This window comes from Pseudomonas sp. TR47 (assembly GCF_044143025.1).
In the GTDB taxonomy this organism is placed as follows: domain Bacteria; phylum Pseudomonadota; class Gammaproteobacteria; order Pseudomonadales; family Pseudomonadaceae; genus Aquipseudomonas; species Aquipseudomonas putida_E.
Genome location: NZ_JBHFCS010000001.1, coordinates 48,827 through 64,340, shown reverse-complemented (window position 1 = coordinate 64,340; position 15,514 = coordinate 48,827). Strand labels below are relative to the sequence as shown.

Annotated in this window: 13 protein-coding genes; 11 read left to right on the top strand and 2 right to left on the bottom strand. The window is 63.3% G+C overall.

Annotated features, from left to right (window positions below; genetic code table 11):
• Positions 1-201 precede the first annotated feature (201 nt).
• Positions 202-1,308, top strand: coding sequence for an NADH:flavin oxidoreductase/NADH oxidase (locus ACEWE8_RS00330; protein WP_046784358.1), 1,107 nt, complete (start codon positions 202-204; stop codon positions 1,306-1,308).
• 9 nt (positions 1,309-1,317) lie between these two features.
• Here ACEWE8_RS00330 and ACEWE8_RS00325 read toward each other — a convergent pair whose 3' ends face one another.
• Both ACEWE8_RS00325 and ACEWE8_RS00320 read right to left on the bottom strand, forming a co-directional pair.
• Entirely contained in the window at positions 1,318-1,650 is a 333-nt protein-coding gene (locus ACEWE8_RS00325) for a type II toxin-antitoxin system HicB family antitoxin (RefSeq protein WP_395589205.1), read from the bottom strand.
• A 164-nt stretch (positions 1,651-1,814) separates the two neighbouring features.
• Complete coding sequence (locus tag ACEWE8_RS00320; RefSeq protein WP_395589204.1) at positions 1,815-3,239, bottom strand: gamma-aminobutyraldehyde dehydrogenase; 1,425 nt, start codon at positions 3,237-3,239, stop codon at positions 1,815-1,817.
• A 236-nt stretch (positions 3,240-3,475) separates the two neighbouring features.
• Here ACEWE8_RS00320 and ACEWE8_RS00315 point away from each other — a divergent pair, with 236 nt between their 5' ends.
• From ACEWE8_RS00315 to lysS, 10 genes are all read left to right on the top strand, one after another.
• A complete protein-coding gene (locus tag ACEWE8_RS00315; RefSeq protein ID WP_046784355.1) occupies positions 3,476-4,162 on the top strand; it encodes a tellurite resistance TerB family protein in 687 nt (228 codons plus the stop codon).
• Between the two features lie 129 nt (positions 4,163-4,291).
• Entirely contained in the window at positions 4,292-5,914 is a 1,623-nt protein-coding gene (locus tag ACEWE8_RS00310) for a methyl-accepting chemotaxis protein (protein WP_046784354.1), read from the top strand.
• 5 nt (positions 5,915-5,919) lie between these two features.
• Positions 5,920-6,426: a chemotaxis protein CheW gene (locus ACEWE8_RS00305; protein WP_046784353.1), complete on the top strand. Its 507-nt coding sequence runs from the start codon at positions 5,920-5,922 to the stop codon at positions 6,424-6,426.
• On the top strand, positions 6,423-7,667 hold the full coding sequence (locus ACEWE8_RS00300; protein WP_046784352.1) for a protein-glutamate O-methyltransferase CheR: 1,245 nt from the start codon (positions 6,423-6,425) through the stop codon (positions 7,665-7,667). The genes ACEWE8_RS00305 and ACEWE8_RS00300 overlap by 4 nt, the downstream gene beginning before the upstream one ends.
• Positions 7,664-8,329, top strand: coding sequence for a chemotaxis protein CheW (locus ACEWE8_RS00295; RefSeq protein WP_046784351.1), 666 nt, complete (start codon positions 7,664-7,666; stop codon positions 8,327-8,329). The genes ACEWE8_RS00300 and ACEWE8_RS00295 overlap by 4 nt, the downstream gene beginning before the upstream one ends.
• Complete coding sequence (locus tag ACEWE8_RS00290; RefSeq protein WP_046784350.1) at positions 8,326-10,593, top strand: hybrid sensor histidine kinase/response regulator; 2,268 nt, start codon at positions 8,326-8,328, stop codon at positions 10,591-10,593. Before ACEWE8_RS00295 ends, ACEWE8_RS00290 begins: the two co-directional genes overlap by 4 nt.
• Entirely contained in the window at positions 10,590-11,603 is a 1,014-nt protein-coding gene (locus ACEWE8_RS00285) for a chemotaxis response regulator protein-glutamate methylesterase (protein WP_046784349.1), read from the top strand. The genes ACEWE8_RS00290 and ACEWE8_RS00285 overlap by 4 nt, the downstream gene beginning before the upstream one ends.
• A gap of 51 nt (positions 11,604-11,654) precedes the next feature.
• Positions 11,655-12,659, top strand: coding sequence for a Wsp signal transduction system regulator diguanylate cyclase WspR (gene wspR, locus ACEWE8_RS00280; protein WP_046784348.1), 1,005 nt, complete (start codon positions 11,655-11,657; stop codon positions 12,657-12,659).
• Between the two features lie 91 nt (positions 12,660-12,750).
• Positions 12,751-13,846 (top strand): peptide chain release factor 2 gene (gene prfB, locus ACEWE8_RS00275; protein ID WP_115274014.1). Its coding sequence is split into 2 segments (ribosomal slippage): positions 12,751-12,822 and positions 12,824-13,846, totalling 1,095 coding nucleotides; the frame shifts between segments, so codons are not numbered across the junction.
• A gap of 89 nt (positions 13,847-13,935) precedes the next feature.
• On the top strand, positions 13,936-15,438 hold the full coding sequence (gene lysS / locus ACEWE8_RS00270; RefSeq protein ID WP_046784347.1) for a lysine--tRNA ligase: 1,503 nt from the start codon (positions 13,936-13,938) through the stop codon (positions 15,436-15,438).
• The last annotated feature ends 76 nt before the right edge of the window (positions 15,439-15,514 follow it).

Sequence of the window (15,514 nt, the reverse complement as noted above, 5' to 3'; positions counted from 1 at the left end):
GCTATTTCTACATAGGCCAGTCGACCGGCATCAGATCGCTCTGGAGGGTGGTACCACCCATGGCATCAGAGCAGTCAACAATCCCATCGAACCTCCCTCCCACCAATCTGGTCTAGTCTGATTAATGACCGGCACCGGGCCAGGGATGTGCACTTGAATGCCCGGGCCGGATCACCATTGGAGTCCTTGGGAGGTGCCCTCATGAGCCTGCTGCTCGAGCCTTACACCCTGCGTCAGCTGACGTTGCCCAACCGCATCGCCGTCTCGCCGATGTGCCAGTATTCCGCTGTCGATGGCCTGGCCAACGACTGGCACCTTGTCCATTTGGGTAGCCGCGCCGTCGGTGGTGCCGGGCTGGTCATCACCGAAGCGGTCGCTGTGACCGCCGATGGCCGGATCACTGCCGAGGACCTTGGTCTGTGGAACGATGAACAGATCGTCCCACTGCAACGCATCACCCGCTTCATCACCGCGCAGGGCGCTGTGCCGGGCATCCAGCTGGCCCACGCCGGGCGCAAGGCCAGCACCTATCGCCCGTGGCTGGGCAAGCATGGCAGCGTCAAGATCGAGGAAGGTGGCTGGCAGCCGGTGGGGCCGTCGAAGATTGCCTTCGACCCTGAACACACGGCGCCGCGTGAGTTGAGCAAAGACGAGATCCAGGATGTTGTAGCCGAGTTTGTCAAAGCCACCGAACGAGCATTGCAAGCGGGCTTCAAGGTAGTCGAGATCCACGCCGCCCATGGCTACCTGCTGCACCAGTTCCTCTCGCCGCTGAGCAATCAGCGCCGCGATGAATATGGCAGTTGCTTCGAAAACCGCATCCGCCTGACGCTGCAGGTGACCGAGGCGGTGCGTAAGGTCTGGCCGAAGGAACTGCCGCTGTTCGTTCGCGTGTCGGCGACCGATTGGGTGGAAGACGGCTGGAACCCCGACGAAACAGTAGAACTGGCCCGTCGCCTGCGAGCGCTCGGTGTCGACTTGATCGATGTGTCCTCCGGCGGTACTTCGATGAATGCCGAAATCCCCACCGGCCCCGGCTACCAGACCCGCTTCGCCGAGCGTGTACGCAAGGAATCGGAAATCGCCACCGGTACGGTGGGCATGATCACCGAACCGGCCCAGGCCGAACACATCCTGCGCACCGGGCAGGCCGACCTGATCTTCCTGGCTCGCGAGCTGCTGCGCGACCCTTACTGGCCGTTGCATGCCGATGATGACCTGGGCGGTAACAGGGCTACGTGGCCGGCGCAGTATCAACGGGCTACCAGCCGGGCGAATCCGATACATGAGTCGGATCTGCGGGACTGATTGACCACCTCAGCTGTAAGCGGCCTTGCTCAGAATATCGCTGACCCACTGATTGATGTTTTTTTCCGCCAGCTCGGCCTTTGCGGCCACGCTGGCGTGAAGGGTGGGCTCAAGGCGCAGACTCAGCTTCCCCGAATAGGTCTTTTGCGGCTCACGGCCAAGGCGTTTACAGGTTTCGAGATAGTCATCAACGGCCTCCTCGAATGCTTGTCGCAATTCACTGATCGACTCGCCGTGAAAACCAATCACGTCACGTATGCCCGCAACGTGTCCAATCAGCAACTGGTCCTCGTCACTGCATTCGATTCTTGCGGTATAGCTGCGGTAGGTCATGACATTCATGGTGTTACTCCGGCCTGCTCAAGGAACTGGCGGGCGTCGCCTGAAAATGGCTTCAAGGGTCCATCTAAAGAAAGGTCCTAGGTATTCATGCGAAGACGATCGCCACTTTGTACCGGCCTCCTTGCTGACTTGTCTCAGGAGAGGCCGGTAGCTTCACATCACGCTCAATGCTTGATCATCACATGCCGCACGCAGGTGTAATCCTCCAGCCCATACATCGACATGTCCTTCCCATACCCCGAATGCTTCTGCCCGCCATGGGGCATTTCGCTGACCAGCATGAAGTGGGTATTGACCCAGGTGCAGCCATATTGCAACCGGGCCGCCAGGCGGTGGGCGCGGCCCGTGTCGCGGGTCCACACCGATGAAGCCAGGCCGTACTCCGAGTCGTTGGCCCATTCCAGCGCCTGCGCTTCGTCAGTGAAGCGTGTCACCGACACCACCGGGCCAAACACCTCGTGGCGCACGATCTCGTCATCCTGCAGCGCATCAGCCAGCACCGTTGGCTCGAAGAAGAAGCCATCCCCCGGTAGTGCCTTGCCCCCGGTGACCAGGCGAATGTGCGGCTGGGCGATGGCGCGCCCGACCAGGCCGGCCACCTTGTCACGGTGCTGGGCGCTGATCAGCGGGCCGAGTTCGGTGTCTTCGGCATCCTGCAGGCCGGTTTTAAGGCTGGCCACGGCTTTGCCGAGGCGTTCGACGAAGCGTTCGTAGATGCCGGCCTGCACATACAGGCGGCAGGCTGCGGTGCAGTCCTGGCCTGCGTTGTAGAAACCGAAGGTGCGGATGCCGTCGATGGCGGCATCGATGTCGGCATCGTCGAACACCAGCACAGGCGCCTTGCCGCCCAGTTCCATGTGCATGCGCTTAACGCTGCCCGCCGTGGCGCCGATGATGTGCGCGCCGGTAGGGATCGAGCCAGTCAGCGAGACCATACGCACCTTGGGGTGGGTAACCAGTGGGTTGCCGACCGTCTGGCCGTGGCCGAAGAGGATGTTGAGCACGCCGGCAGGCAGTACGTCCTTGGCCAGTTCGCCGAGGCGCAGGGCGGTCAGCGGGGTCAGCTCGGACGGTTTTATGACCACGGTATTGCCAGCGGCCAAGGCTGGGGCGATCTTCCACGCCAGCATCATCAGTGGATAGTTCCAGGGTGCGATCGAGGCCACTACGCCCAGCGGGTCGCGGCGGATCATCGAGGTGTGCCCTGGCAGGTATTCACCGGCCGCCGAGCCACCGAGGCAGCGGGCGGCGCCGGCAAAATAGCGCAGCACATCGGCGATGGCCGGTATTTCGTCGTTCAGGGCCGCAGCGAAGGGTTTGCCACAATTTTGCGACTCCAGCCTGGCCAGTTCATCGGCATGCGCCTCAATCGTGTCGGCCAGCGCCAGCAGGGCCAGCGAGCGCTCTTTAGGGCTGGTCTGCGACCAGCTGTCGAAGGCATGGTCGGCGCCACGCACCGCCGTATCGACCTGGGCCTCGGTGGCTTCGTTGATCTGTGCCAAGGCACTGCCTTCAGCGGGGTTGAGCACAGTCCAGGCCGGGCCATCGCCTGCGACCAGGCGACCGTTGATCAGCATGTTGGTTTGCATCGGGGGCTCCTGTTGTGTCTGCGGCCGGCGCCTGGGCGGCTGCGTTTGGGGGCGTGGTCGGGCAGTCATCCAGACCGCAGTGTTGCGATTGCTACCAGCCTGGGGTGCTTGTGACGATCTCGAGTCTAGTTGGCTTTTTGCCTGCCAATGCAACATCCGGAAGCAAATCCACGGGTGGCCCTTGGCCTTGCAAGCCTTACTCTGGACGTTACTTTCCGCTGCGTGGAGACATGCGAATGAATACTCGGGGTCTGCTCGATCAACTGCTCAAATCCGGCCAGGAACTGTTGAACAAACAGTCCGGCGCAGGCAAGCCGGCCACAGGCTCAGGAGGCTTGGGCAGCCTGCTTTCCGGCGCCGGGGGCGGGGCGCTTGGGGCTGGCGCCCTGGGCTTGCTGTTGGGCAGCAAGAAGGCGCGCAAGTACGGGGGCAAAGTGATCACCTACGGCGGCCTCGCCGCGCTCGGCGTGCTGGCCTACAAGGCCTATGGCAACTGGCAGGCCCGCCAGGGCGCAGGGCAGGGGACCGAACCGCAAACCCTCGATCGCCTGCCGCCGGCCCAGGTCGAGCAGCATAGCCAGGCGGTATTGCGGGCGTTGGTGGCGGCGGCCAAATCCGATGGCCACATCGACGAGCGCGAGCGCGCGCTGATCGAAGGCGAATTCACCCGCCTGGACAACGACCGCGAACTGCAGCACTGGTTGCACGCCGAGCTGAACAAGCCACTGGACCCGGCCGAAGTCGCGCGCGCCGCACAAACGCCGGAGATGGCCGCCGAGATGTACCTGGCCAGCCTGATGATGGTCGATCAGGAGAACTTCATGGAGCGTGCATACCTGGACGAACTGGCCCGCCAGCTTCGCCTGGACCCGGCGTTGCGCCAGGAACTGGAGAGCCAGGCCCGACTTGCCGCAGGTCAATGACGGGTAAATGGCCTGGCCATCAGGCAGGGATGCCTGGTTAACCCCGCATATTCAGCCGCATAAGCGTAGGAAGCCTGGGCTATACTTCGGCGATTTTTCCCGCTCGTTGTGAATTCCTGAGGGCTGAATGTGAAGAACTGGACCTTGCGCCAACGGATCCTGGCAAGTTTCGCCGTGATCATCGCCATCATGTTGCTGATGGTCGTAGCTGCTTACTCGCGGCTGGTGGCGATCGAAAGTGCCGAGGAGGCAGTAGGTACCGACAGCATTCCGGGGGTCTACTACAGTTCGATGATCCGCAGTGCCTGGGTCGACAGCTACGTCACCAGCCAGCAGCTGGTGGGGTTGTCCGACCACCGCGAGATCACGGCAGCCGACATGGAGCTGTTCAAAAGCTTCGACGAACGCCTCAAGCAACACCTGGCCAGCTACCAAGGCACCATTCACGACAAGGACGACCAGGCCCATTTCGACACCTTTCTCCAGATGGAGGCAAACTACACCCATGTCATCGGCCAGGTGATGGAAGCCTATCGACGGCAGGATTATGCCGAGGCAGAGCGGTTGATCAAGGACGTTCTGACACCGGTCTGGTCGCAGGGCCGCAATCATCTCAACACGATGATCGAGTACAACCGCGAAGCCGCCGACGCCGCTAACCACGAGATCGTCGGTGCCGTGAGCACCGCCAAAGGCAGCATGATCGTTTCGCTGTTGTTGGCAATCGTCGCGGCGGGTATCTGCGGCCTGCTGCTGATGCGCGCCATCACCGCCCCCGTACAGCGCGTGGTGCATGCCCTCGACAAGCTGCGCTCGGGCGACTTGAGCATGCGCCTGAGCCTGGACCGCAAGGACGAGTTCGGCGCCATTGAAAGCGGCTTCAACGAGATGGCCGAGGCGCTGGCCAAGCTGGTGTCCCAGGCCCAACGCTCTTCGGTACAGGTGACCACATCGGTCACTGAAATTGCGGCCACCTCCAAGCAACAGCAGGCCACCGCCACCGAAACCGCTGCGACCACCACCGAGATTGGTGCCACCTCGCGTGAGATTGCCGCGACCTCGCGCGACCTGGTGCGCACCATGACCGAAGTCACCAGTGCCGCCGACCAGGCTTCGAGCCTGGCAGGTTCCGGCCAGCAGGGCCTGGCGCGCATGGAGGACACCATGCACCAGGTCATGGGCGCAGCCGACCTGGTCAATGCCAAGCTGGCGATCCTCAACGAAAAGGCCAGCAACATCACGCAGATGGTGGTGACCATCGTCAAGGTCGCCGACCAGACCAACCTGCTGTCGCTCAATGCCGCCATCGAAGCGGAAAAGGCCGGTGAGTACGGGCGCGGCTTTGCCGTCGTGGCCACCGAGGTGCGGCGCCTGGCGGACCAGACGGCCGTGGCCACCTACGACATCGAGCAGATGGTTCGGGAAATCCAGTCGGCGGTATCGGCAGGGGTCATGGGCATGGACAAGTTTTCCGAAGAAGTGCGCCGTGGCATGTTCGAAGTGCAGCAGGTGGGCGAACAACTGAGCCAGATCATCCATCAGGTACAGGCGCTGGCGCCGCGGGTGTTGATGGTCAACGAAGGCATGCAGGCCCAGGCTACCGGTGCCGAGCAGATCAACCAGGCACTTGCCCAGCTCAGCGATGCCAGCACGCAGACGGTGGAATCGCTGCGCCAGGCCAGCTTCGCCATCGACGAGTTGAGCCAGGTGGCCGCGGGCCTGCGCGGTGGTGTATCGCGCTTCAAAGTCTGACCGCCATGACTGACCTGCACACGCATGCGGCAGCAGCGGCCAGCGCCAAGGGCAAGCTGTACCTGCTATTTCGTCTCAACGACCAACGTTTCGCCCTAGATGTGCGCCAGGTGGTCGAAGTGCTACCTCGCCTGCCACTCAAGCCGATCGCCCAGGCGCCGGCCTGGGTTGCCGGCATCGTTGCCCATCGTGGTGTGCTGGTGCCGGTGGTCGACCTGTCGGCCCTGAGCTTTGGCCAGCCTGCCACTGCGCGCACCAGCACACGGCTGGTGCTGGTGCGCTATCGCGGCGAGCATCAGTTGGGGATGATCCTCGAACAGGCTACCGAGACCTTGCGCTGCCTCGCTGAGGAGTTTCAGCCGTATGGGCTGGACAACCCCGAAGCGCGTTACCTGGGCCCGGTTCGCCAGGACGCCAACGGCCTGCTACAGCGTATCGAGGTCGATGACTTGCTGTCTGATACTGTGCGCGAACTGCTGTTCCCACAACAGTCGGGGCAGGTGTCGGCATGAGCGAGCAACGGTTTTTCCGCTTTCTGCAAGCGCGCATTGGCCTGGATGTCGAATCGGTCGGCGCGCCCATGGTCGAGCGTGCCTTGCAGCAGCGCCGTGTCGCGGTCAATGCCCAAGACCTTCACGACTATTGGCTGTGCTTGCAGCAATCGGCAGATGAGCAGCAGGCGCTTATCGAAGCGGTGATCGTCCCGGAAACCTGGTTCTTCCGCTACCCAGAGTCGTTTACTGCGCTGGTCGGGCTGGCCCACAAACGCCTGGCCGAACTCGCCGGCGAGCGGCCGCTACGCTTGCTGAGCCTGCCGTGCTCCACGGGTGAAGAACCTTATTCCCTGGCCATGGCACTGCTCGATTCGGGCATGAACCCGGCTGCGTTTCGCATCGACGGTATCGACATCAGCCCCAATTCGGTGGCCAAGGGCGTGCAGGCGGTCTACGGTCGCAACTCGTTCCGCGGCGTTGATCTGGCCTTTCGCGAGCGCCACTTCCACGCGCTCGCCGAAGGCCATGAGCTGAATGAGCGGGTGCGTGCACAGGTGAACCTGGCCGTGGGCAACGTGCTCGACCCGGCGCTGGGCAGCCGTGACGGTTATTACGACTTCGTGTTCTGCCGCAATTTGCTGATCTACTTCGACGTGGCGACCCAGCAGCGCGTGTTCGAGGTGCTCAAGCGCCTTACCCACGAGCACGGCGTACTGTTTATCGGGCCGGCCGAGGGCAGCCTTCTGGCAAGGCTGGGTATGCGGCCGCTGGGCATTGCCCAGTCGTTCGCCTACGTTCGCCAGCCGTTGGATGCGCCAGCACAGCCTCGGCTCATCCCGCCGGCGCCACTCGCACCGAGCCGCCCCGTGCCTGCCCCTGCGCCCATTTCGCGGCCCTTGCGCTCGGTTGCGGTTGCCCCGCCCGCAGTGGTGCAGCGCGAGAGCGAAAGTGAGTTGCTGGCCCTCATCGCGAGGCAGGCCAACGCGGGTGAGGGCACGCAAGCGCGTGCCAATTGCCAGCGCTACCTGCAGCAGTTCGAGCCCAAGGCTCAGGTGTATTACTGGCTGGGACTGCTCAGCGATACCGAAGGCGATGCCCGGCAAGCCCAGACGCTCTACCGCAAAGCCCTGTACCTGGAGCCGCAGCACCCTGAGGCGTTGCTGCACCTGGCCATGTTGCTGGCGGCCCAAGGCGACGAAGCCGGCGCTCGCCGCTTGCACGAACGCGCGGCACGCGCTGGCAGGGGGGCTGAACGATGAGCGTGGAACACGCAATTGCGCTGATCGCCCAGGACGATGAGCGTATCGACGATTGCTGGAACCGGATCGGCGTGCACGGCGACAAGCAATGCCCGCTGCTGCAAAGGCATATCCATTGTCGCAACTGTGAAGTCTATGCTGCGGCCGCTACCCGTCTGTTGGACCGCTATGCACTGGCTCAGGACGATCAGTTGCACGAGGCGGCGCAGGTCGAGTCCAGCGTCGGGCGCTCGCTGCTGCTGTTTCGTCTGGGTGAGGAGTGGCTGGCCCTGGCGACCGCCTGCCTGGCCGAGATCGCCCCGGTGCAGCCGGTACATTCATTGCCGCATCAGCGTTCCAGAGTGCTGCAAGGGGTGGTCAATGTGCGTGGCGCACTGGTGCCGTGCCTGTCGCTGAGCGAAATGCTGGGGCTGGCGCGCTTGCCGGAGCCTGCGCGCAGCAGCCGGGCGATGCCGCGCATGTTGATTCTGGCGGCGGCAGGCGGGCCAGTGGTGCTGGCGGTGGACGAGATCGACGGTATTCATCGCCTGGAGTTCACACTACCGGGCGCCACTGAAGATACTGCACCGTTCACCGCCGCCGTGCTGCAGTGGCGCGGGCGCAGCGTGCGTGTGCTGGACGAACAACAACTACTGTCTGCCGTGCAGCGGAGCCTGTCATGACCCCTGAGCAAATGCGCGATGCATCGTTGCTCGAGCTGTTCAGTCTGGAAGCCGAAGCTCAGACCCAGGTGCTCATCACAGGGCTGATGGCGCTGGAGCGCAACCCGACCCAGGCCGCTCAATTGGAAGCCTGCATGCGTGCTGCGCACTCTTTGAAGGGTGCTGCACGCATCGTGGGCATCGACGCCGGGGTCAGCGTGGCCCATGTGATGGAAGATTGCCTGGTAGCGGCCCAGGAAGGCCGGCTGCTGCTGCGCGCTGAACATATCGATGCCTTGCTGCGCGGTACCGACCTGCTGCTGCATGTCGCAACGCCCGGGGACCCTGCCGGTGAGGGGGCGGTACCCGGTTTTCTGGCCCAGATGGCTGGCTTGCTGGCCCCTCCCGGTGCACCCGTGCCTTCCAGCGTGCCGGCCCAGACACCATTGCCCACGGTCGAGCTGGTTACCCCCGAGCTTGAGCCCGAAGCAGAGCCTCCCGTGCCGCGCAGGGCATCCAAGCGCGGCGCGCAAGGTGGCGAGCGGGTGTTGCGGGTAACTGCCGATCGGCTCAACAGCCTGCTCGACTTGTCGAGCAAGTCGCTGGTCGAGACCCAGCGCCTCAAACCCTATCTGGCCACCCTGCAGCGCCTCAAGCGCATGCACGGCCAAGGCATGCGCGCCCTCGATGGCCTGAAAGCCCAGTTGGAAGGCAGCGGCCAGAGCCTGCCGGTGTTGGAAGCACTGGCCCAGGCGCAACGGCTGCTGATGGAAACCCAGCACATCCTGCAACAGCAGACCGCCGACCTTGACGAATTCGGCTGGCAGGCCAGCCAGCGGGCGCAGTTGCTGTACGACACAGCCCTGGCCTGCCGCATGCGCCCGTTTGCCGATGTGCTTACCGGCCAGAGCCGTATGGTGCGAGACCTGGGCCGCTCGCTGGGCAAGCAGGTGCGTCTGCAGATAGACGGTGAAAAGACCCAGGTCGACCGCGATGTGCTGGAAAAGCTCGAAGCGCCGTTGACCCATCTGCTGCGCAATGCAGTCGACCATGGTATTGAACTGCCCGAGCAGCGGCTGTTGGCGGGCAAACCGGAAGAAGGTGCAATACGCCTGCGAGCCTCCCATCAGGCCGGCCTGTTGATCCTTGAACTGAGCGATGACGGCGCCGGCATCGACCTGCAACGGCTGCAGCGCAGTATCGTTCAGCGCGGCTTGTCCCCGGCGGACACCGTGGCGCAGATGAGCGAGGCGGAGCTGCTGACCTTCTTGTTCCTGCCGGGCTTCAGCATGCGCGACAAAGTGACCGAAGTCTCCGGCCGCGGTGTTGGCCTGGACGCGGTGCAGCATCTGGTGCGGGACCTGCGCGGCTCGATCGAGCTGACCCAGCAGGCCGGCCAGGGCTGCCGCTTCCATCTGGAAGTGCCGTTGACCCTTTCGGTGGTACGCAGCCTCGTGGTGGAAGTCGGCGGGGAGGCTTATGCGTTCCCGCTGGCGCATATCGAGCGCACCGTGGAGGTGACGGCCGAGCAGATCGTGCAAATCGAGGGGCGTCAGCATTTTTGGCACGAGGGCCGGCATATCGGTCTGGTGGCGGCCAGCCAGTTGCTCAACCGGCCCGCCGCGCAAGGTGATGAAAGCGCTTTGCGGGTCGTGGTGATCCGCGAACGTGAACAGCTTTACGGTGTGGCCGTGGAGCGGCTGATCGGTGAGCGGGTGCTGGTCGTGATGCCGCTCGATGCACGGCTGGGCAAGGTCCAGGACATTTCCGCGGGGGCGCTGCTGGACGACGGTTCGGTGGTGTTGATCGTCGATGTCGAAGACTTGCTGCGCTCGGTCGAGAAACTGCTCAGCACCGGCCGCCTGGAGCGCATCGAGCGCGGCGTGCAGGCAGGCCGTGGCGCCAGCCGCAAGCGCATTCTGGTTGTCGACGACTCGCTCACCGTACGCGAGCTGCAACGCAAGCTGCTGAGCAACCGCGGTTTCGAGGTGGCCGTGGCAGTCGATGGCATGGACGGTTGGAATGCACTGCGTAGCGAGGATTTCGACCTGCTGATCACCGACATCGACATGCCGCGAATGGACGGTATCGAGCTGGTCACCTTGGTGCGCCGCGACCAGCGCCTGCAGTCTCTGCCTGTGATGGTGGTGTCGTACAAGGACCGCGAAGAAGATCGACGGCGAGGCCTGGACGCTGGCGCCGACTACTATTTGGCAAAAGCCAGCTTCCACGACGATGCGTTGCTCGACGCCGTGGTTGAACTGATCGGAGGTGCTCAAGGATGAAGATCGCCATCGTCAACGATATGCCCATGGCGGTAGAGGCGTTGCGCCGGGCCCTGGCCCTGGAGCCTGCGCATGAGGTGATCTGGGTGGCCAGCAATGGCGCCGAGGCCGTGCGCCAGTGTGCCCAGGCAACGCCCGACCTGATTCTCATGGACCTCATCATGCCGGTGATGGATGGTGTGGAGGCGACCCGGCGGATCATGGCCGAGACGCCGTGTGCCATCGTCATCGTCACCGTCGACCGCAAGCAGAACGTGCACCGCGTGTTCGAGGCCATGGGCCATGGGGCCCTGGATGTGGTCGACACCCCGGCGCTGGGCGCGGGTGATGCGCGGGAAGCGGCGGCGCCGTTGCTGCGCAAGATCCTCAACATCAGCTGGTTGATCGGCCAACAGCGGCCCAGCGCGACCAAACCGGTCGCCGCGCCGTTACGCGATGCCGCCCAGCGCCGCGGCCTGGTGGCGATCGGCTCATCGGCCGGCGGGCCTGCGGCCCTCGAGGTGCTGCTAAAGGGCTTGCCCAAAGCGTTCCCGGCCTCCATCGTGCTGGTTCAGCATGTTGACCAGGTGTTCGCTGCCGGCATGGCAGAATGGCTTGGCAGTGCCTGCGGCATGCCGGTGCGCCTGGCCCGTGAAGGGGAGCCGCCGCAGCCTGGGCAGGTCCTGCTGGCGGGCACCAATCACCATATACGCCTGCTGCACAACGGCCAGTTGGCCTACACTGCCGAACCTGTCAACGAAATCTACCGGCCCTCGATCGATGTGTTCTTCGAAAGTGTGGCGCGCTATTGGCGCGGGCAGGCGGTGGGCGTGCTGCTCACCGGCATGGGCCGCGATGGTGCCCAGGGCCTGAAACTGATGCGCCAGCAAGGCTTCCTGACCATTGCTCAGGACCAGTCCAGCAGCGCAGTCTACGGTATGCCCAAAGCCGCCGCGGCAATCGATGCAGCGGTGGAAATCCGTCCGCTGGAGCGAATCGCCGGGCGCCTGATGGAAATCTTTGCACAATGACGATATGTATTGAATCACACCGCCCCTGCGGCCGTGATCAGGTGAATAGGGATGATTGATCTACCGATCGAAGGGTTTGCGACCGCCAATGAAAATTCGGCGATGGTCTTGCTGGTCGACGATCAGGCGATGATCGGCGAAGCGGTGCGCCGTGGCCTGGCCCATGAGGAAAACATCGATTTCCATTTCTGCGCCGACCCCCATCAGGCGGTGGCTCAGGCCATGCGCATCAAACCTACGGTGATCCTCCAGGACCTGATCATGCCGGGCCTCGACGGCCTGACCCTGGTGCGCGAATACCGTAACAATCCGGCTACCCGGGACATCCCGATCATCGTTCTGTCGACCAAGGAAGACCCTTTGGTCAAAAGTGCGGCCTTCGCTGCCGGGGCCAACGACTACCTGGTCAAGCTGCCGGATACCATCGAACTGGTGGCTCGCATCCGCTACCACTCCCGCTCGTACCTGACCCTGCTGCAGCGTGACGAGGCCTACCGGGCGCTGCGCGTGAGCCAGCAGCAACTGCTCGACACCAACCTGATGCTGCAGCGGCTGATGAACTCCGATGGCCTCACCGGTCTGTCCAACCGCCGCCATTTCGATGAGTACCTGGAACTGGAATGGCGCAGGGCCATGCGTGAGCAGCAGCAGTTGTCGCTGCTGATGATCGATGTCGACTACTTCAAGGTCTACAACGACAGCTTCGGCCACCTGGCAGGTGATGAAGCGCTGCGCCAGGTTGCAGAGGCCATCCGCGGCTCCTGCTCACGGCCTACCGACCTGCCGGCGCGCTACGGGGGCGAGGAGTTCGCGCTGGTATTGCCCAACACCTCCCCGGGCGGTGCGCGGCTGGTGGCGGAGAAGCTGCGCCAGACCGTACATGGCCTGAATATCCCGCATACGGCATCGCAAGACGATTCGCGCCTGACCGTGAGCATCGGCCTGGCGACCCAGACGCCGGCGATCGGCAGCCATTGTCGGCAATTGATCTCGGCAGCCGACAAGGGGTTGTACCAGGCCAAGAACAGCGGGCGTAACCAGGTCGGTATCGCCTGAGGTTCAAGCGGCTGCCCAACGGGCTGCCGCAGCTCCCTGGATCGGTTATACTCGCGGGCTTTTCACCGAATTCGTACGAGAGCCGCGCGCCATGGAAATCCAACCGATCCTGAACACCATCAAGGACCTCACCGAGCGTTCCCAGTCCATTCGGGGGTATCTTTGACTACGATCAAAAAGCTGACCGCCTGATCGAAGTCAACCGCGAGCTGGAAGACCCGGCCGTCTGGAACAAGCCCGAGTACGCCCAGGCCCTGGGCCGCGAGCGTGCCATGCTGGCGCAGGTCGTCGAGACCCTGGACAAGATGTCCGGCGGCCTGGCCGACTGCCAGGATCTGCTCGACATGGCCGTCGAGGAAAATGACGAAAGCGCCGTGAGCGACGTCGTGACCGAGCTGCAAGGCCTGGAAGAAAAACTGGCCCAGCTTGAGTTCCGTCGCATGTTCAGCGGCGAGATGGACATGAACAACGCCTACCTGGACATCCAGGCCGGCTCTGGCGGTACCGAAGCGCAGGACTGGGCCAACATCCTGCTGCGCATGTACCTGCGCTGGGCCGACAAGCGCGGTTTCGACGCCACCATCATCGAGCTTTCCGAGGGCGAAGTCGCCGGCATCAAGGGCGCCACCGTGCACATCAAGGGCGAGTACGCCTTCGGCTGGCTGCGCACCGAAATCGGCGTGCACCGCCTGGTACGCAAGAGCCCGTTCGACTCCGGTGCCCGTCGCCACACCTCGTTCTCGGCGGTGTTCGTGTCGCCCGAGATCGACGACAAGGTCGAGATCGACATCAACCCGTCCGACCTGCGCATCGACACTTACCGTTCCTCCGGTGCCGGTGGTCAGCACGTGAACACCACCGACTCGGCGGTACGTATCACCCACGTGCCGACCAACACCGTGGTGGCGTGCCAGAACGAACGCTCCCAGCATGCCAACAAGGACACCGCCATGAAAATGCTGCGGGCCAAGTTGTACGAGCTGGAAATGCAAAAGCGCAACGCCGCCTCCCAGGCGCTGGAAGACAGCAAGTCGGACATCGGCTGGGGCCACCAGATCCGCTCCTACGTGCTGGATGACTCGCGTATCAAGGACCTGCGTACCGGCGTCGAGCGCAGCGACTGCAACAAGGTGCTGGATGGCGACATCGACCAGTATCTGGAAGCGAGCCTCAAGCAGGGGCTGTAAGCCGCACACCACCGCCGCGATGCCCGCACGCCGGCATCGCGTGCCCTGCCCCAAAAGGGCAACGAATACCTGATGGAAAGAATGACGACATGAGCGACCTCAAGACCGAATCGCAAGACCTGCAACAGGAAGAAAACACCCTGATCGCCCTGCGCAAGGAAAAGCTTGCCGCCGAGCGCGAGAAGGGTCAGGCCTTCCCCAACGACTTCCGCCGCGACAGCTACTGCAACGACCTGCAGAAGCAATACGTCGACAAGACCAAGGAAGAGCTGGAAGCTGCAGCGATCCCGGTCAAGGTAGCCGGTCGCATCATGCTCAACCGTGGCTCGTTCATGGTGATCCAGGACATGACCGGGCGCATCCAGGTCTACGTCAACCGCAAGACCCTGCCGGAAGAAACCCTGGCCGCGGTCAAGACCTGGGACCTGGGCGACATCATCGCCGCCGAAGGCACCCTGGCCCGCTCCGGCAAGGGCGACCTGTACGTTGAAATGACCAACGTACGCCTGCTGACCAAGTCGCTGCGCCCGCTGCCGGACAAGCACCACGGCCTGACCGATACCGAGCAGCGCTACCGCCAGCGTTATGTCGACCTGATGGTCAACGAAGAAACCCGCCACACCTTCCGTGTGCGTTCGCAGGTGATCTCGCATATCCGCAAGTTCCTCATCGACCGCGACTTCCTGGAAGTCGAAACGCCGATGCTGCAGACCATTCCTGGCGGTGCCGCGGCCAAACCGTTCGAAACCCACCACAACGCCCTGGACATGGCCATGTTCCTGCGTATCGCGCCGGAGCTGTACCTCAAGCGCCTGGTGGTCGGTGGTTTCGAGAAAGTGTTCGAGATCAACCGCAACTTCCGTAACGAAGGCGTTTCGACCCGGCACAACCCCGAGTTCACCATGCTCGAGTTCTACCAGGCCTACGCTGACTACCGTGACAACATGGACCTCACCGAGGAACTGTTCCGCGAGCTAGCCCAGCTGGTCCTGGGCAGCACCGATGTACCGTATGGCGACAAGGTGTTCCACTTTGGTGAGCCGTTCGTGCGCCTGTCGGTGTTCGACTCGATCCTCAAGTACAACCCTGAACTGACTGCGGCCGACCTGCAGGATGTCGAGCGTGCCCGTGACATCGCCAAGAAAGCCGGTGCCAAGGTGCTGGGCCACGAGGGCCTGGGCAAGCTGCAGGTGATGATTTTCGAAGAGCTGGTCGAGCACAAGCTGGAGCAGCCGCACTTCATTACCGAATACCCGTTCGAAGTTTCGCCGCTGGCCCGCCGCAACGACGACAACCCGGCCGTGACCGACCGCTTCGAGCTGTTCATCGGTGGCCGCGAGATCGCCAACGCCTACTCCGAGCTCAACGACGCCGAAGACCAGGCAGAGCGCTTCCTGGCCCAGGTGGCCGAGAAGGACGCCGGTGACGACGAGGCCATGCACTACGATGCCGACTTCGTTCGCGCCCTGGAGTACGGCATGCCACCGACTGCTGGTGAAGGCATCGGCATCGACCGCCTGGTGATGCTGCTGACCAACTCGCCGTCGATTCGCGACGTGATCCTGTTCCCGCACATGCGCCCACAGGCCTGAGTGAATTGAACAAGCCGCCTTTCGGGGCGGCTTTTTCTTGCCTGAAGCCTTATGTTGTTTGTCAGGGCCCTATCGC